General features: G+C 65.1%; 24 protein-coding genes, 1 tRNA gene and 1 other RNA gene. 6 read left to right on the top strand and 20 right to left on the bottom strand.

Annotation, left to right across the window (positions count from 1 at the left end; translation table 11 throughout):
* Nucleotides 1-109: 109 nt before the first annotated feature.
* Nucleotides 110-496, bottom strand: coding sequence for a phosphoribosyl-AMP cyclohydrolase (hisI, locus tag A0U87_RS22035; protein ID WP_048938417.1), 387 nt, complete (start codon nucleotides 494-496; stop codon nucleotides 110-112).
* 240 nt (nucleotides 497-736) lie between these two features.
* Here hisI and A0U87_RS22040 point away from each other — a divergent pair, with 240 nt between their 5' ends.
* Nucleotides 737-3,013: a TonB-dependent receptor gene (locus A0U87_RS22040; RefSeq protein WP_137405993.1), complete on the top strand. Its 2,277-nt coding sequence runs from the start codon at nucleotides 737-739 to the stop codon at nucleotides 3,011-3,013.
* Nucleotides 3,014-3,205: 192 nt separating this feature from the next.
* On the opposite strand, the gene A0U87_RS22045 is transcribed toward A0U87_RS22040, so the two are convergent.
* From A0U87_RS22045 to A0U87_RS22095, 11 genes are all read right to left on the bottom strand, one after another.
* Nucleotides 3,206-3,282, bottom strand: a tRNA-His gene (locus A0U87_RS22045).
* Between the two features lie 82 nt (nucleotides 3,283-3,364).
* A complete protein-coding gene (locus tag A0U87_RS22050; protein ID WP_048938416.1) occupies nucleotides 3,365-3,949 on the bottom strand; it encodes a septal ring lytic transglycosylase RlpA family protein in 585 nt (194 codons plus the stop codon).
* 240 nt (nucleotides 3,950-4,189) lie between these two features.
* Nucleotides 4,190-4,462 carry an HU family DNA-binding protein gene (locus A0U87_RS22055; protein WP_004207699.1) on the bottom strand — a complete coding sequence of 91 codons (273 nt, stop codon included), beginning with the start codon at nucleotides 4,460-4,462 and terminating at the stop codon, nucleotides 4,190-4,192.
* Nucleotides 4,463-4,624: 162 nt separating this feature from the next.
* Nucleotides 4,625-7,024, bottom strand: coding sequence for an endopeptidase La (lon, locus tag A0U87_RS22060; RefSeq protein ID WP_004207700.1), 2,400 nt, complete (start codon nucleotides 7,022-7,024; stop codon nucleotides 4,625-4,627).
* Between the two features lie 155 nt (nucleotides 7,025-7,179).
* Nucleotides 7,180-7,503 (bottom strand): YbaB/EbfC family nucleoid-associated protein, encoded by a 324-nt coding sequence (locus tag A0U87_RS22065; RefSeq protein ID WP_004207701.1) that lies wholly within the window; start codon nucleotides 7,501-7,503, stop codon nucleotides 7,180-7,182.
* Nucleotides 7,500-9,125, bottom strand: a complete 1,626-nt coding sequence (locus A0U87_RS22070) for a DNA polymerase III subunit gamma/tau (RefSeq protein ID WP_137405994.1) — start codon at nucleotides 9,123-9,125, stop codon at nucleotides 7,500-7,502. The genes A0U87_RS22065 and A0U87_RS22070 overlap by 4 nt, the downstream gene beginning before the upstream one ends.
* 107 nt (nucleotides 9,126-9,232) lie before the next feature.
* Nucleotides 9,233-9,330, bottom strand: an RNA gene (gene ffs / locus A0U87_RS22075) — signal recognition particle sRNA small type.
* A gap of 63 nt (nucleotides 9,331-9,393) precedes the next feature.
* Nucleotides 9,394-10,374 (bottom strand): SGM family class A beta-lactamase, encoded by a 981-nt coding sequence (blaSGM, locus tag A0U87_RS22080; RefSeq protein WP_048938415.1) that lies wholly within the window; start codon nucleotides 10,372-10,374, stop codon nucleotides 9,394-9,396.
* Between the two features lie 3 nt (nucleotides 10,375-10,377).
* Complete coding sequence (locus A0U87_RS22085) at nucleotides 10,378-10,713, bottom strand: 2Fe-2S iron-sulfur cluster-binding protein (protein ID WP_010337134.1); 336 nt, start codon at nucleotides 10,711-10,713, stop codon at nucleotides 10,378-10,380.
* A gap of 19 nt (nucleotides 10,714-10,732) precedes the next feature.
* Nucleotides 10,733-11,851, bottom strand: coding sequence for a cysteine desulfurase family protein (locus A0U87_RS22090; protein WP_048938414.1), 1,119 nt, complete (start codon nucleotides 11,849-11,851; stop codon nucleotides 10,733-10,735).
* Nucleotides 11,818-12,852 carry an aminotransferase class V-fold PLP-dependent enzyme gene (locus A0U87_RS22095; protein ID WP_048938413.1) on the bottom strand — a complete coding sequence of 345 codons (1,035 nt, stop codon included), beginning with the start codon at nucleotides 12,850-12,852 and terminating at the stop codon, nucleotides 11,818-11,820. Before A0U87_RS22095 ends, A0U87_RS22090 begins: the two co-directional genes overlap by 34 nt.
* 152 nt (nucleotides 12,853-13,004) lie before the next feature.
* Here A0U87_RS22095 and A0U87_RS22100 point away from each other — a divergent pair, with 152 nt between their 5' ends.
* The 3 genes from A0U87_RS22100 (at nucleotide 13,005) to A0U87_RS22110 (ending at nucleotide 15,047) form a co-directional block, all read left to right on the top strand.
* On the top strand, nucleotides 13,005-13,661 hold the full coding sequence (locus A0U87_RS22100; RefSeq protein ID WP_004207708.1) for an alpha/beta hydrolase: 657 nt from the start codon (nucleotides 13,005-13,007) through the stop codon (nucleotides 13,659-13,661).
* Between the two features lie 20 nt (nucleotides 13,662-13,681).
* Nucleotides 13,682-13,963, top strand: a complete 282-nt coding sequence (locus A0U87_RS22105) for a hypothetical protein (protein ID WP_048938412.1) — start codon at nucleotides 13,682-13,684, stop codon at nucleotides 13,961-13,963.
* A 700-nt stretch (nucleotides 13,964-14,663) separates the two neighbouring features.
* Nucleotides 14,664-15,047, top strand: coding sequence for a hypothetical protein (locus tag A0U87_RS22110; RefSeq protein WP_048938411.1), 384 nt, complete (start codon nucleotides 14,664-14,666; stop codon nucleotides 15,045-15,047).
* Between the two features lie 388 nt (nucleotides 15,048-15,435).
* Here A0U87_RS22110 and A0U87_RS22115 read toward each other — a convergent pair whose 3' ends face one another.
* The 4 genes from A0U87_RS22115 to A0U87_RS26330 all read right to left on the bottom strand — a co-directional run bounded on the left by A0U87_RS22115 (nucleotide 15,436) and on the right by A0U87_RS26330 (nucleotide 17,101).
* Nucleotides 15,436-15,984 (bottom strand): hypothetical protein, encoded by a 549-nt coding sequence (locus A0U87_RS22115; RefSeq protein WP_004207710.1) that lies wholly within the window; start codon nucleotides 15,982-15,984, stop codon nucleotides 15,436-15,438.
* Nucleotides 15,985-16,140: 156 nt separating this feature from the next.
* Complete coding sequence (locus tag A0U87_RS22120) at nucleotides 16,141-16,515, bottom strand: hypothetical protein (protein WP_037507816.1); 375 nt, start codon at nucleotides 16,513-16,515, stop codon at nucleotides 16,141-16,143.
* Between the two features lie 64 nt (nucleotides 16,516-16,579).
* A complete protein-coding gene (locus A0U87_RS22125; protein WP_037507992.1) occupies nucleotides 16,580-16,831 on the bottom strand; it encodes a hypothetical protein in 252 nt (83 codons plus the stop codon).
* Nucleotides 16,832-16,942: 111 nt separating this feature from the next.
* Nucleotides 16,943-17,101, bottom strand: coding sequence for a hypothetical protein (locus A0U87_RS26330; protein ID WP_163000273.1), 159 nt, complete (start codon nucleotides 17,099-17,101; stop codon nucleotides 16,943-16,945).
* A 147-nt stretch (nucleotides 17,102-17,248) separates the two neighbouring features.
* On the opposite strand from A0U87_RS26330, the gene A0U87_RS22130 reads away from it, so the two are divergent.
* Together A0U87_RS22130 and A0U87_RS22135 are read left to right on the top strand one after the other, a co-directional pair.
* A complete protein-coding gene (locus A0U87_RS22130; RefSeq protein ID WP_048938410.1) occupies nucleotides 17,249-18,358 on the top strand; it encodes a histidine kinase in 1,110 nt (369 codons plus the stop codon).
* 5 nt (nucleotides 18,359-18,363) lie between these two features.
* On the top strand, nucleotides 18,364-19,113 hold the full coding sequence (locus A0U87_RS22135) for a LytTR family DNA-binding domain-containing protein (RefSeq protein WP_048938447.1): 750 nt from the start codon (nucleotides 18,364-18,366) through the stop codon (nucleotides 19,111-19,113).
* A gap of 52 nt (nucleotides 19,114-19,165) precedes the next feature.
* Here A0U87_RS22135 and A0U87_RS22140 read toward each other — a convergent pair whose 3' ends face one another.
* The 4 genes from A0U87_RS22140 to A0U87_RS22155 all read right to left on the bottom strand — a co-directional run.
* Nucleotides 19,166-20,464, bottom strand: coding sequence for a porin (locus A0U87_RS22140; RefSeq protein WP_240700619.1), 1,299 nt, complete (start codon nucleotides 20,462-20,464; stop codon nucleotides 19,166-19,168).
* Nucleotides 20,465-20,624: 160 nt separating this feature from the next.
* The gene (locus tag A0U87_RS22145; protein WP_037521782.1) at nucleotides 20,625-20,966 is read right to left on the bottom strand and encodes a UrcA family protein; all 342 of its coding nucleotides are present in this window, start codon (nucleotides 20,964-20,966) and stop codon (nucleotides 20,625-20,627) included.
* Between the two features lie 578 nt (nucleotides 20,967-21,544).
* Nucleotides 21,545-22,285: a phosphotransferase gene (locus tag A0U87_RS22150; protein WP_234415610.1), complete on the bottom strand. Its 741-nt coding sequence runs from the start codon at nucleotides 22,283-22,285 to the stop codon at nucleotides 21,545-21,547.
* Between the two features lie 200 nt (nucleotides 22,286-22,485).
* A partial coding sequence (locus A0U87_RS22155) for an autotransporter outer membrane beta-barrel domain-containing protein (RefSeq protein WP_137405996.1) occupies nucleotides 22,486-23,478 on the bottom strand: 993 nt, incomplete at its 5' end.

Consider the following 23,478-nt stretch of genomic DNA (forward strand, 5'->3'; position numbering starts at 1 on the left):
GATCGCCGCGCGCTCCAGCCCCGAAGCCGCGGCCCCGCTGCGATCGGGCGCGGCGGCGCCCGGCGTCGCGGCCTGCTGACACCCGGCCAGAAGACATGCGAGAAAAAGGCTAGTGCGCCGCATCGACGCCCGGTTCATCGACCGCGCTCAGCCCATCGGGTCCGATCCGGCGGAAGAAGCAGGACCGCGCACCGGTGTGACAGGTCGGCCCCGCCGGCTCTGCCAGTACCCAGACGGCATCCTGGTCACAGTCGATCCGGATGTCGCGCACACCAAGCATATGGCCGGAGCTTTCGCCCTTCTTCCATAGCGATTTGCGGCTGCGCGACCAGAAATGGGCCAGGCCGGTCTCGACCGTCAGCGCCAGCGCATGCGCATTCATATGCGCCACCATCAGCACTTCCCCGGAGGTGACATGGGTCACCACCGCGGTGATAAGGCCATGGTCGTCATATTTGGGGTTGAGGGTCAGCCCCCGGTCGCGTGCGTCATCCATCCGCGCGCTATAATCGGCAATGCGGCCCGTGCGAAGTCCCTTCGGCGCTTTGCATTGGGGCACGGCCTGACAGCGCCATCGGGTCGGACTGTCGCATTTTGGCAAATCTGTTGCACGGATGCTACAGAATGGCGACAGTCCTGCTTGCCCCAAGGCCCGCGCGCGCATAGCGTCGCGCGCGATCCGCAACAGCGGACACAAGCAGGGAAACGGATGCCAGGCCAATCAAGGGGGCCAAATATGACATCTTCGCATATCTTCACCAGCATTTCGCGCGGCGCGCTCGCCGTCGCTCTCACCGCTCTGGCGCCGATCGGTGCCGCCCACGCCCAGACCGAAGCGCCTGCCGCATCGGGCGAAGGCCTGGGTGAAATCGTCGTCACCGCCTCGCGCCGGGCTGAAAATGCCAAGGACGTGCCGGTCGCCGTGACCGCCATCGGCGGCGAAAAGCTCGACGCGCTCAACAGCAGCGGCCTCGACGTCCGCTTCCTCGCCGCGCGCACGCCCAGCCTTCAGGTCGAAAGCTCGTTCGGCCGCACCTTCCCGCGCTTCTACATCCGCGGCCTTGGCAACACCGATTTCGATCCCAACGCCGCCCAGCCGGTCTCCGTCGTGCTCGACGATGTCGCGCTCGAAAATCCGATGCTCAAGAGCTTCCCGGTGTTCGACCTTGCCAGCGTTGAAGTGCTGCGCGGCCCGCAGGGCACGCTGTTCGGCCGCAACACCCCGGCGGGCGTCGTCAAGATGACCTCGGCCGCGCCGACCGATCATTTCACCGGCTATGCCAGCGCCTCCTGGGCGACCTACAACACCGTCAATGCCGAAGCCGCGATCGGCGGCCCGATCGCCGACGGCCTCAGCTTCCGCGTGTCGGGCCTGCTCCAGCGTCGTGACGACTGGGTCAAGAACGACAATGAAGGCGGCAACGCCGCCAGCGAGCTGGAAGGCTATCGCGACATGGCCGGCCGTGTGCAGCTGGCCTATGAAGCCGGCGACTTCAAGGCGGTGCTGAGCGGTCATTATCGTGACCTGGACGGCAGCCCGCGCGTGTTCCGCGCCAACATCTTCAAGCAGGGCAGCAACCATTTCGTCGACGGCTTCGACAAGGATCATGTGAACCTGGACGGCTATACCAGCCAGTCGATGAAGCAGGGCGGCGGCAATCTGCGCATGCAACTCCATGTCGACGGCCTGGGCACCTTCTTCTCGACCACCGGCTATGAGAAGGCCAGCGTCGAAAGCACCGGCGATATCGATGGCGGCGGCTGCTACCCCTATACCGGCTGCACCGCCGGCCAGCTCGGCGTCGGCTCGTTCGATTCCAACACCGGCGGCGTGACCAAGCCGGAGGAATTCAGCCAGGAATTCCGCTTCGCGACGGACGACATGAACGGCATCCGCCTGCAGGCGGGCACCTACTTCTTCCACCAGCGCCTGAAGTATAACGAATATGCCTATGATCTCGCGGGCAACCGGGTGAGTGCGATCCTGCACAACAACACCAACGAGAATATCGGCCTGTTCGCCTCGGGCGAAGCCAAGGTGACGTCGGCCCTGACGCTGCGTGCCGGCGTGCGTTATTCGCACGACGACAAGCGCGACACGATCACGCTCGATCCGGCGCTCGCCGCCAGCAGCATCTCGTCGCAGCTGATCGGCGTCGACCTGCCGCTCAGCAACACCGCGCAGGGCAGCAACCTGTCCTGGGATGTCAGCGCCACCTATGCGCTCAGCCCCGACGTGAACCTCTATGGCCGCGTCGCCACCGGCTATCAGGGCCCGGCGATCCAGGACCGCGTGACCTTCTTCAGCGTCCCCTCGGTCGCCAAGAAGCAGACCACCATCTCCTATGAAGGCGGCATCAAGGGCGCGATCGCCAACATGGTCCGCTTCGACCTGTCGGCCTATTACTGGAACACCGACGATCTGCAGCTGACGGCTGTCGGCGGCGTCGGCAACTCGGCCCGCCTGATCAACGTGAACAAGGCGGTCGGCTATGGTCTGGAAGGCAATCTGGAGGCGCAGCCGCTCGATCACCTGAACCTGACCGTGGGCGGCAGCTACAACTTCACCGAAATCCGCGACAAGAACGCCTTCGTGGCGGTCTGCGGCTCGGGCATGTGTACCCCCACCGGCAACACCTTCGTCGATGGCGGCACCACCTACAGCTATCTGGACGGCAATGACCTGCCCCAGGCGCCGCGCTACATCGCCAATGCGACCCTGCGCTATGGCATTCCGGTCGGCGACGCGGGCGAAGTCTTCGCCTATACCGACTGGGCCTATCGTAGCAAAATCAACTACTTCCTCTACTCGGCGGCCGAATTCCGCGGACGTTCGTCGCTGGAGGGTGGCCTCAAGGTCGGTTACAAGTCGAACCATGGTTATGAGATCGCAGCCTTCGCCCGCAACATCACCAACCAGATCCGCGCCGTCAGCGCGATCGACTTCAACAACCTGAACGGCATGATCAACGAACCGCGCATCATCGGCGGCATGATCAAGGCCAGCTTCTAAACCGAAGTCTAAACGCCCCATAGGCGTTAGTCGGCAGAGGAAGGGCGTCCCGCAAGGGGCGCCCTTTCTTGTTGCGCCCAGGGCAGCGGAAAGCCGCCGCCACGCGCCAGGAAAATGATCGAAGCCAGAAACGCGAAAACCCCATCCTGCCGAGGCAGGACGGGGTTTCATTTCGCGCATTCCCGAAGGAAATGGGGCGATCGACGGGATCCGAACCCGCGACCTCCGGTACCACAAACCGGCGCTCTAACCAACTGAGCTACGATCGCCACAGGGGCTGTTGCCCCGCGAGAAGGGCCACATATGCGGCCGCCCCTCCCCCGTCAAGCAGCTTATGTCAAAGGATGAAAATTATCGCCCGGCATCGTTGCCGGACGCCGCCAGACGGGCGCGCAGCACGGCCAGTTCGTCCGCCCCGACGCGCGGCCGACCCTCCGCCGGCTTGCCCTTGCGCAGCTTCTTGCGATCCTTTTCCGACGGATCGACGGCGCGAACCCGGACCGCGGCATGGCCCTGCCCGCGAATCCCCAGTTCCTCCGCCGCGCCGCGCGACAGGTCGATGATCCGCCCGCGCGAAAAGGGACCACGGTCGTTGATCCGCACCAGGATCGTGCGTCCGCTATCCAGCGCCGTCACCTCGACATAGGCGGGCAAGGGCAGGCTGGTATGTGCCGCCGTGATCCAGCCCGGCCGGAAGCGTTCGCCATTGGCGGTGCGATTGCCCGATTCCGATCCATACCAGCTGGCATAGCCGACCAGGTCATAGCCCGGCTGGTCGGCCGGCACGTAGGTGGTGCCGCGCACCGTATAGGGCTTGCCGATGCGCACCGGCATGTCGCTCACCGGACGGAAATTCCCCCCGCCACAGGCCGACAATGCCCCCAGCAGCGCCAAGGCTGCACCCGAAGTCCCGATACCCCGTCTGATCGCTCTCATGCCCCCTCCTACCTCCGCAGGCGCAGCAGGTCGAGGGCAGCGGGCCGATCATCGCCGCGATCCGGCGCACAAGGCCATGAAAAAAGGGGCAGAGACCCCCGGCCCCTACCCCTTCCTTTCGACATGCACGCGCCGGGCGGGTTTCCCCTGCCGCAGCGCCACTCTCCCTCACTCTGTCCCGACCGCGACGCCGGCAAAATCATCGAATGACAAGGCGCCCGAATGGGCGCGCCTGCATCCTTAGTTGACCGAATCCTTCAGGCCCTTGCCGGCCTTGAACTTCGGCTGCGACGACGCCTTGATCGTCATCGTCTCGCCGGTGCGCGGGTTGCGACCGGTCGAAGCCTTGCGCTGCGACACGGAGAAAGTGCCAAAACCAACCAGGCGCACTTCGTCGCCCTTCTTCAGCGCGCCGGTGATGGCGTCGAACACGCCCTCGACCGCCTTGCTGGCGTCGCTCTTGCTGAGACCGCTGCTTTCAGCGACGGCGCTGATAAGATCCTGCTTGTTCATGCCTTGGGAACCCCCTTTATAGATGTTGGATAGTCAAGGAATCGCGGCGTAGGCGGGGCAATAAGGCCCAGCTTTCAAGCGGTGTCAAAGGGAAAGCGTCAAAAAAGCCGGCTCCGGCGCGTTTTTGCCCCCATGGGCATAAACGCGCCGAAAACCGGGCTTTTAGTGACGGATAGCGGGATCGCCGTCGCGACCCTGGCCGGCGCTGGGCTGCGCCGCCAGATCATCTTCCTCGGTCCAGGTGATCGCTTCGGGCTTGGACACCAGCGCGCGCGCCAGCACCTCGTCGACATGGGACACCGGAACAATCTCCAGCCCCTCGCGAATGTTGGCCGGAATTTCCGCTAGGTCTTTCTCGTTTTCCTGCGGGATCAGCACCGTCTTGATGCCACCACGCAGCGCCGCCAGCAGCTTCTCCTTGAGGCCGCCGATCGGCAGCACCCGGCCGCGCAGCGTCACCTCGCCGGTCATCGCCACATCCTTGTGGACGGGAATGCCGGTCAAGGTCGACACGATGGTCGTGACCATGCCGATACCGGCCGACGGACCATCCTTGGGCACCGCGCCCTCGGGCAGGTGGATATGGATGTCCTTGCGGTTGAACAGGCTCGGCTTGATGCCATAGCCGGGCGAGCGCGCCTTCACATAGGAGAAGGCGGCCTGCACCGATTCGTTCATCACCTCGCCCAGCTTGCCGGTCGTCTTGATCAGGCCCTTGCCGGGCACGGTGACCGCCTCGATCGTCAGCAGTTCGCCGCCCACCTCGGTCCAGGCCAGGCCGGTGACGGCGCCGATCTGGTTCTCTTCCTCGCCCACGCCGTGACGGAATTTCCGCACGCCGGCATAGTCGGCCAGGTTTTCGGGCGTGATCTCGACCTTGTCGAACGCGCCTTCCAGGATCTTGCGCAGCGCCTTGCGGGCCAGACGCGCCACTTCCCGCTCCAGCGTGCGGACGCCGGCTTCACGGGTATAGTAACGGATCAGGTCGCGCACCGCGGCCTCGGTCACCTCGAACTCGCCATTCTTCAGGCCATGGGCGTCGATCTGCTTGGGCACCAGATGGCGCTGGGCGATCTCGACCTTCTCGTCCTCGGTATAGCCTTCGAGCCGGATGATCTCCATGCGGTCGAGCAGCGGCTGCGGCAGGTTCAGCGAGTTGGCCGTCGTCACGAACATCACGTCGGACAGGTCGACGTCGATCTCCAGATAATGGTCCTGGAACTTGCTGTTCTGTTCGGGGTCCAGCACTTCCAGCAGCGCCGATGCCGGATCGCCGCGGAAATCCTGGCCCAGCTTGTCGATCTCGTCGAGCAGGAACAGCGGGTTCATGGTGCCCGCCTTCTTCAGGTTCGACACGACCTTGCCCGGCAGCGATCCGATATAGGTGCGGCGATGGCCACGGATCTCGGCTTCGTCGCGCACGCCGCCCAGCGACTGGCGCACGAACTCGCGGCCCGTCGCCTTGGCGATCGAACGGCCCAGCGACGTCTTGCCGACGCCCGGCGGGCCGACGAGGCACAGGATCGGCCCCTTCAGCTTGTTGGTACGCGCCTGCACCGCCAGATATTCGATGATCCGGTCCTTGACCTTCTCCAGCGCGAAATGATCCTCGTCCAGGATCGCCTGCGCCTTCTTGAGGTCGGTCTTGACCCGGCCCTTCTTGCCCCAAGGCAGGCCCAGCAGCACGTCGAGATAGTTGCGCACCACCGTCGCTTCGGCCGACATGGGCTGCATGCCCTTGAGCTTCTTGAGCTCGGCCGTCGCCTTGGCGCGCGCTTCCTTGCTCAGCTTCGCCTTGGCGATCTTGTCGGCCAGTTCGGCAAGCTCGTCGCCTTCCTCGCCCTCGCCATTGCCCAGCTCGCGCTGGATCGCCTTGAGCTGCTCGTTCAGATAATATTCGCGCTGGGTCTTTTCCATCTGGCGCTTCACGCGGCCACGGATCTTCTTCTCGACCTGCAGCACGCCCAGCTCGCCTTCCATGAAGGCAAAGACCATCTCCAGCCGCTTGACCGGATCGGGCTCGACCAGCAGCGACTGCTTGTCGGCAACCTTGACGTTGATGTTGGCGGCGACGGAATCGGCCAGGCGACCGGCATCGTCGATCTCGCGCAGCTGCACCGGCGTTTCGGCCGGCAGCTTCTTGTTGAGCTTGGCGTAATTCTCGAATTGCTCGGCCACCGAGCGCATCAGCGCAGCGGCTTCCGGACCTTCGGCGACGATCTCCTCGACCGGCGCGACCTCGGCGACCAGATAGCCCGCCTCGGCCGGCGCCAGATCGGCCAGCTGGGCGCGATGCTTGCCCTCGACCAGCACGCGCACCGTGCCGTCGGGCAGCTTGAGCAGCTGCAGCACCACCGACACCACGCCGGTGTCATACAGCGCGTCCTTGCCCGGATCATCCTCGGCCGGGTCCAGCTGGGACACCAGGAAGATTTCCTTATTGCCCTCCATCGCCGCTTCCAGCGCGGCGACGCTCTTGTCGCGACCGACGAAAAGCGGGACGATCATCTGCGGGAAGACGACGATGTCGCGCAGCGGCAGAAGGGGATATTGCGTAGTCATTCACTCTCCAGGGCCGGACTTGCGGCCCGTCATGCGGTTCATCGCCTTTATGGGGATGCCCGTCGCGTCAATCAATCAGCGATCACCATATTGCTGCAACGATGAACAAGGGCTTATCCGCCAGCGGCAGCCCCGGAACGGCAATGCGCGCCGGCTCAGAAGGGCAGCTTGAAGCCCGGCGGCAGCGGCAGGCCGGCCGTCATCTTGCCCATTTCGGTGTTGCTGACCTCGTCCGCCTTCTTGCGCGCATCGTTGAACGCGGCGGTGATAAGGTCTTCCAGCATCTGCTTTTCCGACGGCGCCAGCAGGCTGTCGTCGATCGACACGCCCAGGATGCGGCCCTTGGCCGACGCCTTCACCTTGACCAGGCCGCCACCGGCCGCGCCTTCGACTTCCAGCTTGTCCAGATTGTCCTGCGCGCGCTGCAGCTCTTCCTGCACGCGGCTGGCCATCCCCAATATTTCGTTCAGATCCTTCATGCTTCAGCACTCCATTGTTCCGGCTCATCCGAATGGACCAGCTCGGCATCGGGGAAGGCGTCCATTGCCGCCTTGACCACCGGGGTTTCCAAAATTGCGGCGCGGCTGTCGGCCAGCTGGCGCTGTTCATTGGCCAGCAGGGTCGGCTTGGCCTCCCCCTCGCCCTGCGTCACCGTCCAGGCAACGCCGGTCACCTCGCGCAGCGCCGGGATGATCCGGGTGGCGAAGTCGGGCGACAGGCTGGCCGTGCCGCGATACTCCAGCATTGGCGGATCATAGCGGATGATCCCCACGCAATCATGCATTTCCTGCGCCAGATGCCCCTTGCTCTTCTGCCAGAAGGCTTCGATCAGATCCTCGAAGGTGGCGGGCAGGCTGGACGCGGGTTCCGGCGCGGGCGCGGCAGCAGCGGGCGCCTGACCCGGCATCGCCGGCGCGGCCGCCGGCACCCCGCCCTGCAGCATCCGGGCAAGGTCGCTGGGATCAGGCATGGTCGCGGCATGCATCACGCGCAGCAGCGCCATCTCGCACGCCTCGATCGGCAGGGCGGCGGTCGCCACTTCGTCATGGCCCTTGAGCATCAGCTGCCACAACCGGTGCAGCGGGCCAAAGCCGATCTGCGACGCCCAGTCGGCCAGCGCGCCGCGTTCCTCGTCGGACTGGCCCGGCGTCGCAATGTCGCGCCCGGCCTTCACCAGCGTGACCGCATGCACCAGTTCCAGCAGGCCGCGCATCAGCGACAGCGGCTCGACCCCCAGCGCATATTGATCGCGCACCCCGCTCAGCAGCGCGGCGGTATCGCCCTCCAGCAGCAGGCCGAGCAGCCGGCGCGTCGAGCCGCGATCCGACAGGCCCAACATCTCGCGGACCTGCGCGGCCGTGACCATCGGCTCGCCCTCGCCCATTTCGGCATGGGCGATCGCCTGGTCCAGGATCGACAGGCCGTCACGCGCGGAGCCCTCGGCCGCCTGCGCGATCAGCGACAGCGCATCCGGCTCGGCCGCGACCTGTTCGGCCTCGACCACATGGGCGAAATGGCCGGCCAGCATCTCGGCCGGGATGCGGCGCAGGTCGAACCGCTGGCAGCGCGACAACACCGTCACCGGCACCTTGTTCACCTCGGTCGTGGCGAACAGGAATTTCACATGGGCCGGCGGCTCCTCCAAAGTCTTCAGAAGCGCGTTGAACGCGTTCTTCGAGAGCATATGGACTTCGTCGATGATGTAGATCTTGTAGCGCGCAGACACGGCGGCATAGCGCACCGCCTCGATGATCTCGCGCACGTCGTCGACGCCGGTATGGCTGGCGGCGTCCATCTCGACCACGTCGATATGCCGGCCCTCGGCGATCGCCATACAGGGTTCGCACACGCCGCACGGGTCGATCGTCGGCCCGCCCTGCCCATCCGGGCCGATGCAGTTCAGCGCCTTGGCGATCAGCCGCGCGGTCGACGTCTTGCCGACCCCGCGCACGCCGGTCATCAGAAAGGCATGGGCGAGGCGCCCGCGCCGGATCGCATTGCCCAGCGTCTGGACCATGGCGTCCTGCCCGATCAGCTCGCGAAAGTTGCGCGGACGATATTTGCGCGCAAGCACGCGATAGGGCTGAGGGGAATCGGACATGCCTGTTTCCTAAAGCCTGATCGTTGGCGGTGGAAGCGCTTTGCGCGCCGTCACCGTGCGCCGGGCCACGATCCCGAACGGACCCCAATGGTGACAATGCTGCGTGAAAAGGTGGGAGCCGGAACGACCCGCAGAAAAATCGTTGTGGCTGCTTCCGTCAGGACCTGACCAGGTTGGCGACGACTACGTCCGCCCGACTCCCGGCCGGGCATATGGCGAACTCATGACAGGAAGGCAAGGGCTTGCATGCCCTCGCCATGCCATAAGCCTAGTTCAGCCCGCTCTTCTGCGCCTTGCTGACGAATTCCAGCGCCGAATGGGCGGCTTCGGCGATCGCCGCCTCGGCCTTCTTGTCGTCCACGGTCGGCCGGTCGAGATAGATGGCCAATATATATTCCTCACCCGCCGGCGACTTCACCAGCGCGACGTCATTATAGGCGGTGCCACAGCTGCCGGTCTTGCTCCCTGAGGTCCAGCCTTCGGGCAGGCCCGCCTTGATCCTTTTGTCGCCAGTGGTGCTGGCATTCAGCCAGCCGCGCAGCCTGTCGGCATCGGCCGCCTGCATATCGCGGAACAGCAACCGCCCCATCAGGCCGGCCATCGCCGCCGGACTGGTCGTGTCGCGCGGATCGCCAGCGACATTCTCGTTCAACTCGGGTTCGATACGGTCGAGCCGCGTGATCTTGTCGCCATGGGCACGGATGAAGGAGGTCAGCCCCTCCGGCCCGCCCAGCATCGGCAGCAACAGGTTGGCGGCACTGTTGTCGCTGACCTCCACGGCCGCCGCGGCCAGTTCGGCCATCGACATGCGGCCGCGCTTCTTGTTCTTCTTCACCACCGGCGCGTAATCGAGAATATCGTCCTTGGTGAAGGGTATCTCCCCCTCCAGCCCGAACTTGCCGCCCTGCGCGCCGATCAGCACGGCAGCCGCGAGCGGCGCCTTGAAGGTCGAGCACATGGCAAAGCGATCATCGCGGTTGAAGCCCAGGATCAGCGCACCGTCGCGATCGACCAGCGCGATGCCCATGCGCCCGCCGGTCTCCTCCTCGATCTCCTTGGGATTGCGGACGGAGGTGAGCGCGGATTGCGGCACCAGATAGCGCGGTGCGGGCGGCATCAATGTCGGCAAGGTCGGCACCTCTTCCGCCTTCTTGGCCGGCGCCTTCTTCTTGGGCGCGGCCGACAGCGGCAAGGCCACGACCAGACAGGCGGTCAGCGCCGCGAGCGAGAGGGATTTGCGCAGCGCCATGGCTTACATACCTTGCATATTGTTGAATTCGCCAGGGATACGGACAGTCAGCGCGTCCAGTTGCTCGGACAGGATGATCTGGCAGGCCAGGCGGCTGGTGCGGGTCGCCGCAGCGGCCAGGTCCAGCATATCCTCCTCATCCTCGCTCGCGCGCGGCAGGCGGTCGAAATCGGCGGCATCGACGATGACATGACAGGTCGAACAGGCCATCTGCCCTTCGCATGTTCCTTCCAGCGGCTGACCCGCCGCCTGTGCAACCTCCAGCAGGACGGACCCGGCAGGCGCATCGACCTCCAGTCGATTTTCGCCGTCGGCGCTGATGAAGGTGACCATGGTCATGCTATGCGATGCTCCCTGCTCACGGCGCCGCTTGTGCGGTCGCCGCCCCGTTAATCACCTTCGCAGCCTCCTCCAGTTCGGCCGGTGTCGTGTATCGGCCAAAGCCGATCCGCACCGATCCGCGCGCCTGACTGTCTGAAAGACCCAAAGCACGCAGCACATGGCTAGGCCGCCCGGACCCGCTCGCGCAAGCGCTGCCGAGCGAAAAAGACACATTGCGGCAATCGGACAACAATCGCGCGCCGTCGATACCAGCGCGACGAATGTTGAGATTGCCGGGATAACGCGCGTCGGCGCTGCCGTTCAGCGTCCAGTCGGCGAACAGTGCGCGCGCCTGCGCAGACAGCGCCGCGATGTGCGCGCGATCGGCTTCGGCCTGTTCCCGCATCAGGCGCGCCGCCACGCCAAAGCCGGTGCACAAGGCGGGCGACAAGGTGCCCGACCGCAGCCCGCCTTCCTGTCCGCCGCCATGGATCAGCGGGTCGATCTTCACCCCGTCGCGCAGCCACAGCGCGCCGATGCCCTTGGGGCCGTGAATCTTGTGCGCACTGATCGCCACCATGTCGCACGGGTCGGGGATCGGCACCCGGCCATAGCCCTGCACCGCGTCGCACAGGAACAGCGCGCCCGCGCCATGGGCCAGTTCCGCCAGCGCGCCGACCGGCTGGATCACGCCAATCTCGTTATTGACCAGCATCGCGACGACCAGCGCCACCCCCGGCACGATCGCCCGCGCCGCCGCAGCCAGATCGACCAGCCCGTCGCCATCCACCGGCAGGACTGTCACCGCCCGCCCCATCCGCCGCATCGCCGCCACCGTATCCAGCACGGCGGCATGTTCGGTCGCGATGGTGACGATGCCGCCCGCCGGCGCGCCCTGGATCGCGATGTTCAGCGCCTCGGTCGCGCCGGAGGTGAAGAGCAGCTTTCCGCCCGGCGGCAGCAACTGGCCGATCGCATCGCGCGCCAGTTCCACCTGCGCCGCCACCATGCGCCCGGCGCGATGCGCGCTGTGCGGATTGGCGAACTGGTCGCGCAGCAGCGGCACCATCGTCTCGAAAGCTTCGGGCGCCAGCGGCGTCGTCGCCTGATAGTCGAGATAGATCACCGGCCCGCCCGCTCCGCCATGGCGGTCCATGTGGCTAGGAAGCGATCGACATCGCCCGCGCTGGTCTGCGGGCCGAAACTCACCCGCACCACTTCGCCCGCCGCCGCCGCGTCCCAGCCCATCGCGCCCAGCACATGGCTGGTCTTGAGCGATCCGGACGAACAGGCGCTACCCGCCGACACGGAAATGCCGGCAAGGTCGAACTGGATCAGCTGCGCCCGCGCCGACAGGCCGGGCATGCGATAGCTGGCGATCGCCGGCAAACGCGGCGCACCACGCGCCACGATCTGCCCGCCCGCCGCCTCGATCCCGGCGTCCAGCCTTGCCCGCAGCGCGGCCGCCACCGGCATCCATTCGCCCCGCGCCTCCAGCGCCGCCGCCATAGCCATGATCGCCGGCAGATTTTCGGTGCCGGCGCGATAGCCCTGCTCCTGCCCGCCGCTCGGTTCGACCAGCGCCAGGTCGCGGATCAGCAGCGCGCCGATCCCCGGCGGCCCGCCGAACTTGTGCGCGCTGATCGCGATCATGTCGGCGTCGGGCAGGGCCAGCTTGCCCGCACTCTGGGCGCAATCGGCAAACAGCAGCACCCCCCCGCGCCGGAAATCCGCCAGTGGCTGGATCACGCCCGTTTCGTTGTTCACATGCTGGATCGCGACCAGACTGCCCGGCGCCAGCTCCGGCAGCAGCACCCGGCCATCGCCATCCACCGCCAGCCGCTCGGCCTCCCTGGTCACGCGCAGCACCGCATCATGCTCGACCGGCGAGGTGATGATTCGCGCCGCCTTGGCGCGGGTCAGCGCGATGGCGATCGCCTCGCTCGCGCCGGAGGTGAAGAGGATATGGCCATCCCATCCCAGCGCCGCCGCGATCCGCCGCCGCGCATCCTCCAGCATCGCCCGCGCCGCGCGCCCGTCGCTGTGCGGGCTGGACGGGTTGGCCCAGCCCGCCATCGCGGCGACCATCGCGGCCTGCGCCTGCGGCAGCATCGGGGTGGTTGCGGCATGATCGAGATAAAGGCGGTCGGCGGCCAAGCGGAACTACTCATTGATTGCGGAAATGGCGGCGGCATCTATATAGGCGGATTGCCGCGCTGCGCCAGCGTGAAGGCCATATGGCCAAGCCCCGGCGCGCGCACGGACCCTTTCCTCGCTGCCCCGTGGCAGCCCAGACCATAACAGGTGCCATGCCCGACGTCATTTTCCCCGGACCCGAAGGTCGCCTCGAAGGCCGCTTCAGCCCCCCGCCCCGCCCGCGCGCGCCGGTCGCCATGATCCTGCACCCGCATCCGCAGGGCGGCGGCACGATGAACGACCGCATCACCCAGGCACTCTACAAGACCTTCGTGAAGCGCGGCTTTGCCGTACTGCGCTTCAACTTCCGCGGCGTCGGCCGCAGCCAGGGCACGTTCGACAATGGCATCGGCGAACTCAGCGATGCCGCAGCGGCGCTCGACTGGGTGCAGAGCTTCCACCCCGAAGCGCAGACCACCTGGATCGCCGGCTTCTCCTTCGGCGCCTGGATCGGCATGCAGCTGCTGATGCGCCGCCCGGAAATCCGCGGCTTCATCTCGGTCGCGCCGCCGGCCAACATGTATGACTTCTCGTTCCTGGCGCCCTGCCCCTCGTCGGGCATCATCGTCCAGGGCACGGCGGACGAAGTGGTGACCGCCAGCGCGGTGCAGAAGCTGGTCGACAAGCTGCGCACCCAGAAGGGCATCACCATCCATCATGACGAGATCAAGGGGGCCAACCACTTCTTCGAGCATGAGCTGGACCAGCTGATGAAGTCGGTCGACAATTATCTCGACATGCGCCTGTCGCCGGACTCGCCGATCCGCTGAGGACCGGCCCGATCGGGATCATGGAGGGGCTGCCGCCGCGCAGCCCCTTTTTCTTTGCCCGCACGAACCGCCTGCCGATCAGGACCGGTACCACACCCACCGCATCCAGCACCGACCCGCGAGCGCATGTCGATCAGCCTGATTTTCGCGATTTCAAAACCCCGCCTCTGGCCTTTTGCAGCGGTATGCCCATCGCCCCTCGCCATGAAGCCTTGATGGCCATGCCCAGAAAGAGCGCCATCCACTCACTCGACGGCTTCTCCCAAAAGCTGACCTTGGCATATCAGTCATCCCGGACTTGATCCGCGCCCCATTCGGCAGTCCCTATCTGGCGTAGTGCAAAATGGATCCTGACCTCCGTCAGGATGACGCCCGTGGCGATTGGCAGGTTTCGACCAGTTGCTGACATTTATTCCCCGACGTAAATGTGGCGCATGATTAAGACAAAATCGGTGATCTGTGCTTTATGCGCCTTGATGACTGCCTGTTCGGAGGCGAGCCAGCAGTCATGCACTGATGATTGCAGAGCTTATCACAGGGATCCGGATTTGGTGAACCAAGTTGTCCGCGATACCGGCCTGCCTCTTTGCAAGGACGCGAGTATTTTCAAAACGACTAGGCCCGCCCGAGAGATAAGCAATCCCATTGCTGATTATGAAGTTCAGGTTGTTCTGGAAGGCTACTGCCCAGAGAGTTTGGATGGGTTTCTCGATAAGGATGGGGTGGCTACCTTTCTGACCTCTGCTGGTCGGCACGTCACAGTCAGCGCGTCAATCTATTCAACATACGTAATTTCGGTTTGGTGGGCATCTGAGAAGACTGTCCGTTGATCACCCCTGATCGTCGCTCATCCTGCCGATCGGCACGTGTCCTGCCCGATAGTGGCCTGTCCGCTCGTGGGCCGAAAAGCTGCCCGGCACGAAGCGACCAGAAGTTGCCTTCCATGCGTCGAATTGCGGTGCCTAGTTGCGGACACTCCGTTGAATGGGATAACCATCATCTATGACGCAACTGACAGAGTTAGAGCGAGCAGCAATAGAGGCGATCTTGGCCGAAAAGCCGGATCATTTCGGTCCGTTGAGCGAGCAGCTTCAATCTGTGACGGTTGAGAAGCGAGAGAATACCGGTGGTGGCTTCTTCACGACAATCTCGGTATCCTCGTTAGCACCGGCCGCAATCGTACCCAGCCCTTTGGGGCTGAAAGTGTATGCAAACATAGATGGCATGGAACACGGCCTTGGGATGCTCCTGTTTTTCGAGCAAGGGCGAATGAGCCTTTTGGAAGGGTATTCTGTCGGCGGGGAAAATACTTCTGCGATCGAGTTTGGGACGGTCGCTTTTGCGATCAACGATTCGCCAGCCACATTGCATGGGAATGTCAGATAGTCGCCACACGCTGCCCACGAGCAGATATTCCGCTACCCACCCAACTCCGTCACTCCAGCGAAGGCTGGGGTCTCAGGCGGTGGCAGAAGGAGGCCGCCGTCTAGCGCTATCCGTTTTTGTCGCGTGCGCCTGCCTGAGACCGCAGCCTTCGCTGGGGTGACGAGATAAGGACCAGTCCGCTTCCCAGCCAAATCCCGCCCGGCAAAGGCTGTGATTTTCCTGTTCTTCAAGAGCGGGCGATAGTGGAGTGCGGTCAAGCGTCGCGCGGTTCATGCGCGCGGCGCCGTGAAGAAGGCGGAGGAAGGACAGGCCGAACGGCGCCAGACCAGCAACCAAGCCGCCATCCCGCCCGCGCCCTCCCCAGGGGCGCCGGCAGGATCAGGCCGGATCAGTTGGCCTTGGACAGGTCCACCTTCTCGACCCATTCGGGGTAGAAGGTCGGCTCGCGGTTGGACCAGCCGACCGCGGTGGCCGCCGCCTCGCTGATCGACTGCAACAGCAGCCGGCGCTTTTCGGGATGCAAATGCGGCAGGCTCGCCGCCGCGCAGAAGGCGCCCGGCAGCCAGGGCCTCGCCCCCGCCCCCAGCAGCCGCTCATAGAGGAAGCGATAGGCCGAGAAGCTCGCCAGCCGGTCCTGCCCCAGGTCGAAGGCCGACACCGTCACCAGCGGCGCCATGAACGGCTCCACCTGGTCCAGCCCGCTATCGTCGGGGACATGCGCCTTGATCTCGTCCAGCCGGCCATAGATGCGCGCCTGGGCGCGGATGCTGGCTTCCTCGACCATGTCGCGCGACCATAGCTTCATCGCGTCGCGGCGATGCAGCCCGATGTCCAGCGATCTGCGAATATATCTTTGCGTGGCCGACGGGAAACTGGCGAATTCCCGCAATTCCGCCAGGGTAATGGCCCCGTCCGCCGGTCTTGCACTCGTGCCCATTGCTCATGCCCTCCGACTTGAAGTCGATCAGCAGAACATGCGCCTCACATGGTTAGCAAAGGCTTAACGGGCACCTGTCCCACCGATTGTCACAAGGGACCAGATTTCGTTTTGCAGTGCAACATGATATTTTTGTGAAATGCGACGGACGGAGGATTATGCCCCCGCTTCAACCGCTTCGGCTTCCAGCAACCAGGCCAGTCCCGCCGTCGCATCATCGAATATCCGCAGATAGGGCTGCGTCATTTCGCGCTTCACCTGCAACCGCGTGATCGCGCTGCCGGTGATGATGGCGATCCGCCGGGCCTTGGGAAAATCGCCCAGATTCGCGCGGAAGGACGCGACCGCCTCCTGTGGCTGGGCGCTGCTGGCGCTCATGTCCATGCGCAGCAGATAGCCCGGCTTGAACCCCTCGGCCAGGAAGCGGGCCTTGCACTCGCGGGCATAGGCCGCGACTTCCTCCGCGGTGAACAGCTTGGACCATTTGATGTCCAGCAGGTTCAGATCATGGCGAAATTCGATGTGGTACATGGCGCAGTCTCCTGCGCGCTCCCTACCATGACCGGGTTAATATTTCGCCTCAGGGGCGCCCTGCTCAGGCCGGGCGCCGCTCCAGCACCGCGCCGATCATGCTGCGCCACACCGCCACGTCGCCGGCCCGCGCCATGTCGGCATCGGGTTCGCGCAGCGTGTGCAATATCGCATAGGCATCGTCGACATGGTCGGGCCAGGCCGCATCCACCGCGCCCGCCGCATGGGGATCCTTGCCGCCACCATTCAGGCTGAGCTGGCGCCCGGCCAGCACGCGGGCAATGCGTTCGATAGCGGGGGTGGTGGAAGTCGGCATCGTCGTCTGCTCCTCTCGCGCGGGAAGCCGGCCTACCGCCTGATGGCGGTCGGGACCGCGCTTGCCAGACTGGAATAACATGGATTTTCGCGGTCCGCTATCGGTCAGCGATCAGGCTTTTCGGGCCGGGGGCTTTTCTGGAAATCCAGAAGACGGCACCGGTTCGCCGTCATCGTCGGGCCGGCTGGTCGCGGGCGGGTCCGACGCGTCCATGCTGTCTTCCAGCGCCTCGTCCAGCTTCTTCTCGCTCTCGCGCTTCGTATCGCTCATCTGCGCGTCTCCTTTTCTCCTGCTGGATCAACCGACAGGAGCCAGCGCCGGTTCCGCACGCCACCGCTTCGACCAACCGCCAAGCCGCTTCGACCAGCATCGCGCGCAGGGGGCGACAGCGCCGGCAAGCTGGCGTAGATATCCTCCATGACACTTCCCACCGAAGACGGGCCACGCGGCGTGGCGCCTGCCGTCGCCCTTTATTCCATCATCGGCTTCTGGTTCTTCTATGCCGTGCTGATCAGCCTGCGCGCGGCGGTGGTCGGCTTCGATTCCCAGATCGAAATGGCGGCCCGCCGCGCGGTGGTGACATTGATCGGCATCATCGTCACCTGGGTGCTTTACCTGGTGCTGCGCCGGTTCGACGGCAAGCCGCTGATGATCCGGGTGGTGGCCGCCTTCTCGCTCGCCGCCCCCTTCGCGCTCGCCATGGCGGCGGCCAATTTCTATGTCTTCAACATTTATGACCCGGTCAGCATGTTCCCCGATGCGGATCATGAGAAATATACCCAACAGGGCTATGCCCTGACCGCGATCCTGGAAGATGCGCTCAGCCGCTATTTCTTCCTCGCCGCCTGGGCCGGCCTCTATCTCGCCCTCTCCTATGCCAGCGAAGCGCATCGCACCGAACGCCGCGCCGCCCGGCTGGAACGCGCCGCGCAGCAGGCCGAACTGCGCTCGCTGCGTTATCAGGTGAACCCGCATTTCCTGTTCAACACGCTGAACTCGCTCTCGTCCCTGGTGATGAAGGACCGGCGCGACGAGGCCGAACATATGATCATGTCGCTCTCCAATTTCTACCGCACCAGCCTCACCGGCGATCCGCTCGATGACGTGCAACTGGAAGAGGAAGTCCATCTCCAGAAACTCTATCTGGATATCGAGGCGGTGCGCTTCCCCGATCGGCTGGCTACCCGGATCGACATTCCCGCCGACCTGCTGACCGCCTGCGTGCCGGGCCTGATCCTTCAGCCTCTGGTCGAAAATGCGATCAAATATGGCGTCTCGCGCACCTCCAGCCCGGTCGCCATAACCATCCGCGCGCGCGAGGAGCATGGCCTGCTGCACCTCACCGTCGCCGACAATGGCGACAAGCCGCCCAGCCCCGGCGATGGCGGCAGTGGCATCGGCCTTGCCAATGTACGCGATCGCCTGTCCGCCCGCTTTGGCGATCAGGGCCGGATCGATTATGGTCCGCAGGCCGATGGCGGCTTTGCCGTCAATCTCTTCCTTCCGCTCAACCGCCGGGGGTGCTGACGCCCATGTCCATCCGCACCATGATCGTCGATGATGAGCCGCTCGCGGTCGAGCGATTGCAGATGCTGTGCGCGCGCGAACCGCGCATCGCGCTGGTCGGCACCGCCAATGATGGCGAGGCGGCGTTGCGCCTGGTCGAGGCCCTCAAGCCCGACCTGCTGCTGCTCGACATCGCCATGCCGCTGCTCGACGGCATCGGCGTCGCCCGCGCGATCAGCCAGATGGGCATCCGCCCGGCGATCATCTTCGTCACCGCCTTCGAAAGCTTCGCGGTCGAGGCGTTCGATCTCGCCGCGGTCGATTATCTGCTGAAACCCGTCGCCCATGATCGCCTGACCCGCGCGGTCGACCGCGTCGAACAGGCGCTGCGCAGCCGCGATGGCGAAGATGGTACCCCGCCCGCCCCGGCCGAACCCGCGCCCGAATGGGCCGAGGAATTCTGGGTGCCGCACCGCTCCGAACTGGTCCGCATCGCCGCCGACCAGATCGACCGGATCGAGGCGGAGCGCGACTATATGCGCCTCCATGTCGGCGCCCATAGCTATTTGCTGCACCAGACCATCAGTTCGCTGGAGGAACGGCTCGATCCGCAGGCGTTCGTCCGCCTGCACCGCTCGCACATCGTCCGCCGCCCGCATATCGCGCGGCTGCGCCATGATGGCAGCGGCGTCTGGTTCGCCGCGCTCGCCGACGGCAATGAGATCCGCATCGGCCGCACCTATCTCGCCAATGCACGGGCCATGACCGGCCGCTGAGAGTTCTTTTGGACATGCGCCTCCGGCGCACCGGCACCGGCCCGCTACCCGCTCAGTAGATCCACTGGATGCGGGTCAGCACCGTGTCGCTCTCGCCGCGCTCGCCGAACCGGTCGAGCCAGGTATGGCCCCAGGTCGCGCCGAATTTCCAGCGCGTCGTCGCCCACCAGTTGAGCCCCAGCATCGTCTTCTTGAAACGGCCACCCTCGATGCCATTATCGTCCAGGTCCATTTCCGAATAGCGCGCCACCAGTTCCGGCGCGCCCCAGCGGCCCTTGGGTATGACGCGCCGGGCATAGCCGACATTGCGGTCATAGGGCCGGGTTTCGCCGGTCAATATCCAGCTGCCGGTGACATACCAGCCATGGAAGACCGGATCGCGAAATTCGCGCGAATTGGTCCGGTTCAATATATATTCGCCCAGGAACGAGACCGGCCCGACATTCAGCAGCGCCTCGCCGGCAAAGCCGTCGCTGCTCTGCGCCGCGAATTTCCCGGTGTCGATCGCGACATCGCCGACATTGGTTTCTGCCCGGCCGCTATAGCGGATCGTGCCGTCCGCCGCCGCATGGCGATAGGCGACACCGACATGCAGGAACTCGTTGCGGTCCGGCACGTCCCAGATCAGCCCGGTCATGCGCGCCGAATAGTCCCAGCCACGATCGGTCGAGCTGCCGAAATCCCAGCTATCCTTGTAGGCCCCCGCCGAAAAGGTCGCCGCCTTGTTCGCGCCCAGCACCTGGACGAAGCGGACGCCGAAATTGCGCGACGTGAAAAAGGGCGTCAGCACGCGCTCGCTATGCGGCAGGTTCGCCGAATCCCCGACCATTTCGTACGAGAATGTCTCCTTGGTCTTGCCCAGCGTCATCTTGGTGCGGCTGCCCAGCGGAAAGGTCAGCGACGCGTCGGTCAGCTTCCATTTCTGCTCGGGGTTGGTGTCGAACCCCTTATATTCGCCGCTGACCTGATAACTTACCCGATAATCGCCGCCGACCGATCCGATCAGGCTGAGCCGCGCCGATCGCACCTGAAACTCATTCTCCTGCCGGCCGATCTGGCTTTCATTGACCGCGTCCTGGCTGAAATCGGTCCAGTCGCCGATCAGCGACAGGCCCAGCCGGATCTTGAAGAAGGGCAGTTCCTTGTTCGGGTCGGCGGGCTTGGCCGGCGCGAAATCGGGGACGACATAGCTCGGCGTCTCGTCCACCGCATGCACGTCGCCACCGCTATGATGGCCGATCGGTTCGTAGAGCGATTCCGTGCTCTGCGCTCGGACATCGGGCGCGCATAGCCCCCCGGCCATCAGCATTGCCATGATGACGGGCGAAGTGCCGGGAAGACGCGCGCGCATGACCATTATCCCCTTGAACCTGTCCCTTCTGATCGTCGCAAATCCGGAGGTCCGCCATCGGGGGAAATACCGAGAATGACCGGGGCGACGGGCCTTTTCCCACGCAAAAAGGGCCCGGCTCGCGCCAGGCCCTTTCCCTCCCTTGGCAGGATGATAGGCGTCAGTTGCCGACCACCGGCCGGGCATCCTTGGCATCGGCATAGCGTTCGTTGGTCTGGGCGCGGGCGATGGCGGTCGCGATCGGCGCCTCGACCTGGGCGATCGCGGCGGAACGGCAGGCGCTGAAGGCCGCCAGGTCGCTGGTCGAGCAAACCTTGCCCGCGGCGCGGGAAATGCGGCTGCGCAATTGCTGCTGGTCGGCATGGCGGGTCAGGTCCAGGTCGCCGAAGCGGACCATGGTGCTGCGGCCGTTGGACTTGAACTCCTGCGCCGAAGCGATGCCGGAACCGGCCAGCATGGCGGCGGCACTCAGGGCAGTGATGATCTTGGCGGTGGCGAACATGGCGTGTCTCCTCAAAACTGTCTTGGCATCCGGCCTGCGTCGTCAGGGGGCGTCGACGCGCCGGATGCGAACGGTTCGGCGGGGGTCTTGTGGGGGCGTTGCGCCATATCCCGTTCGCCCATCCTGTGTACGCGCCGTGCCCTCTCGCCGCTGGTCCGCTTCGACCGGCGGCCCCCGGCATCGGCCAACGACCAATCCATCGACCAAGCGCGGATTTGCGGGGACGAACGACCGGACGAATGGCATTCATCCACGAAACAATCGTGCATTCCCTAGGGGAAATTACGGAGATACAGGAGGAGCGGACATGAAAACGCCCCCGGCGCAAGGGAATGCCGGGGGCGTATCCGGATGCTGTCGGGCACTCCAGATCTTGTCTCAACTGTTACCGTCAACACGGCACCATCGGCCGTGAACCGTCGCTTAACGCGCTGCTCTCTGGCCTGTTTCGATGTCAGAATAACGACAAGTCGGCGGTCGCAGCGGCCCGTTCGATGATCGGCCCATGGCCTCCGCCCGATGGCATGGCCACTGGACCAACCGTCCACCACGGCCCACCAACGACATCCGCCCTGCGATCAGGCGTCCAGCGCGGGCAAACCCGCCCGTTCCAGTGCGCGAACCAGATAGGCGCCAAAGGCCGCATCGCGGGCGGGCAGACGATGGCGCATCCAGGCCAGGCCAACCAGCGCCCGCCAGGCGGCCAGCGCCTCGCCATCCATCGTCGCGGCCCGGCGGTAACAGCGGACATAATGGGCCGTGGCCAGATCGCGGACCGGCCCCTCCAGCCAGCCACTGGCTTGTCCCGGACCAAAGCGCATCAGCATCTCGCTGCGCACCACATCGGCCGCCGGCATCGCCCGCGCCGCCTTCGACCAGTCGATCGCCACCAGCCCCTCGCCACTGACGATCAGATTGGCCGGATGCAGGTCGCCATGCGACAGCATGTCGCCCTCGCCCAGCTGGTCCAGCCGGTCGATCGCCGCCGCACGCAACCGCCCACCGATCGGCGCCATTTCGATATCCTCGGTCAATATCGCCTTGCGGCTGCGCAGCATCGGCACCGGCTGTCGATGGATATGCGCCTGCAACTGCGCCATCGCCCGCATCGCCCAGCCCACCCGATGCGGATGGCGCCAGATATAATGGAGCAGGTTGGGGCCCTCTATCTCGCTATAGATGATGCCTTGCCGCCCGCCGGCCTCGCACCGGCCGAACAGCCGCGCCGCCGGCAGGCCGGTCGCCTGGATCATCTCTGCCGTCACATATTCGCGGCGAATGATCGACGGGTCGACACCCTCGTGGAACAGCTTGAGCACCCGCCCCCCCGTCCAGCCGATAGACCGCGGCGGAGGCGCCCTCGGCAATGAAGGTGGAAGGATCGGGCAAAGTCATGCCCCTCGCCTGTGCCGCAGGCGGGCAGGATTGGCCAGCGATTTCGCGTCGACACCCCCATGCCTCCGGCGCGACCGCCATGTCCGCTCCCATCGCCCACAGCCCGAGGCCCCGTCCCGCCGCGCTAGAAGCGGAAGGACAGATTCCCCCGCCACTGCCAGCTCGACAGGCCGCCCGATCCGATCCCGTAATATTCGCCCGATCCGATCAGCGCGACATTGCCGCGCAACTGGATGCGCGTGCCGAACCGGACCGATCCGGTCGCCGGCGTGGTCGCGATCAGGCGCAGGTCCGGCCCCAGGACACGGCCGCCATTGGGGCGCAGATAGGCGAAATCGACGCCGCCCTCGACATAGGGGGTGATGACCATATCATCCGATCGGAACGGCCGGCTGATCTCCAGCGAAGTCGCCACCGCGCCATAATCATAACGCGCATCGCCCTGCAGCACGCGCAGGTCGATACCGCCCACCTGCCCCTGCAGCACATAATTGTCGTGCCAGATGCTGGCATAGCTCCACGACAGGCGGGGCCGCAGCAGGAAGCTGCCCAGCGGGCGCTGCGCACTCATCCCGATCGTGCCCGACAGGGTGAAGCTGTCATGCTTGCCCGACAGCATCAGCACATGCTGTTCATATTCGCCGAAATTGAAGCCGATGCTGGCATCCAGCACCACGTCCGAATCTGCCATCCGATGCACCATATAGGGCTTCACCGTGATGGAATCGGCCTGCTGGCGCATGCCGCCATTGAAGGATTTATAATCCGAATTGCCGAACTGGATGGCCAGGCCGGCAACGGTGCGCTTGTCGATCCAGCGATCCAGGCCAATATTATATTGGTTCGCGCTGCCCTTGGTCCGGGCGCCGGAACGGTCATCCTTCAGCGTCGAATAGTTCCATTCCCCCCAGGCAGTCCAGCGCCGGCGGGCATTGGCCGCAATCCGGCAGGCCTTCTCGACCAGTTGCGGATCGCCCCGCAACCGGCCTTCGCGCCCGGCCCGGCAGACTTCATCGGCGGTCATCAGCATCGGGCGCCGCTCATCGCGGCCCGGCGCGACACCGGTCGGCGCGATCGGCGGCAGCGTCTCGGGGCGCGGCCGCTGCAACGGCCGCAC

Source organism: Sphingobium sp. MP9-4 (genome assembly GCF_005281675.1).
GTDB classification, from domain to species: Bacteria; Pseudomonadota; Alphaproteobacteria; order Sphingomonadales; family Sphingomonadaceae; genus Sphingobium; species Sphingobium yanoikuyae.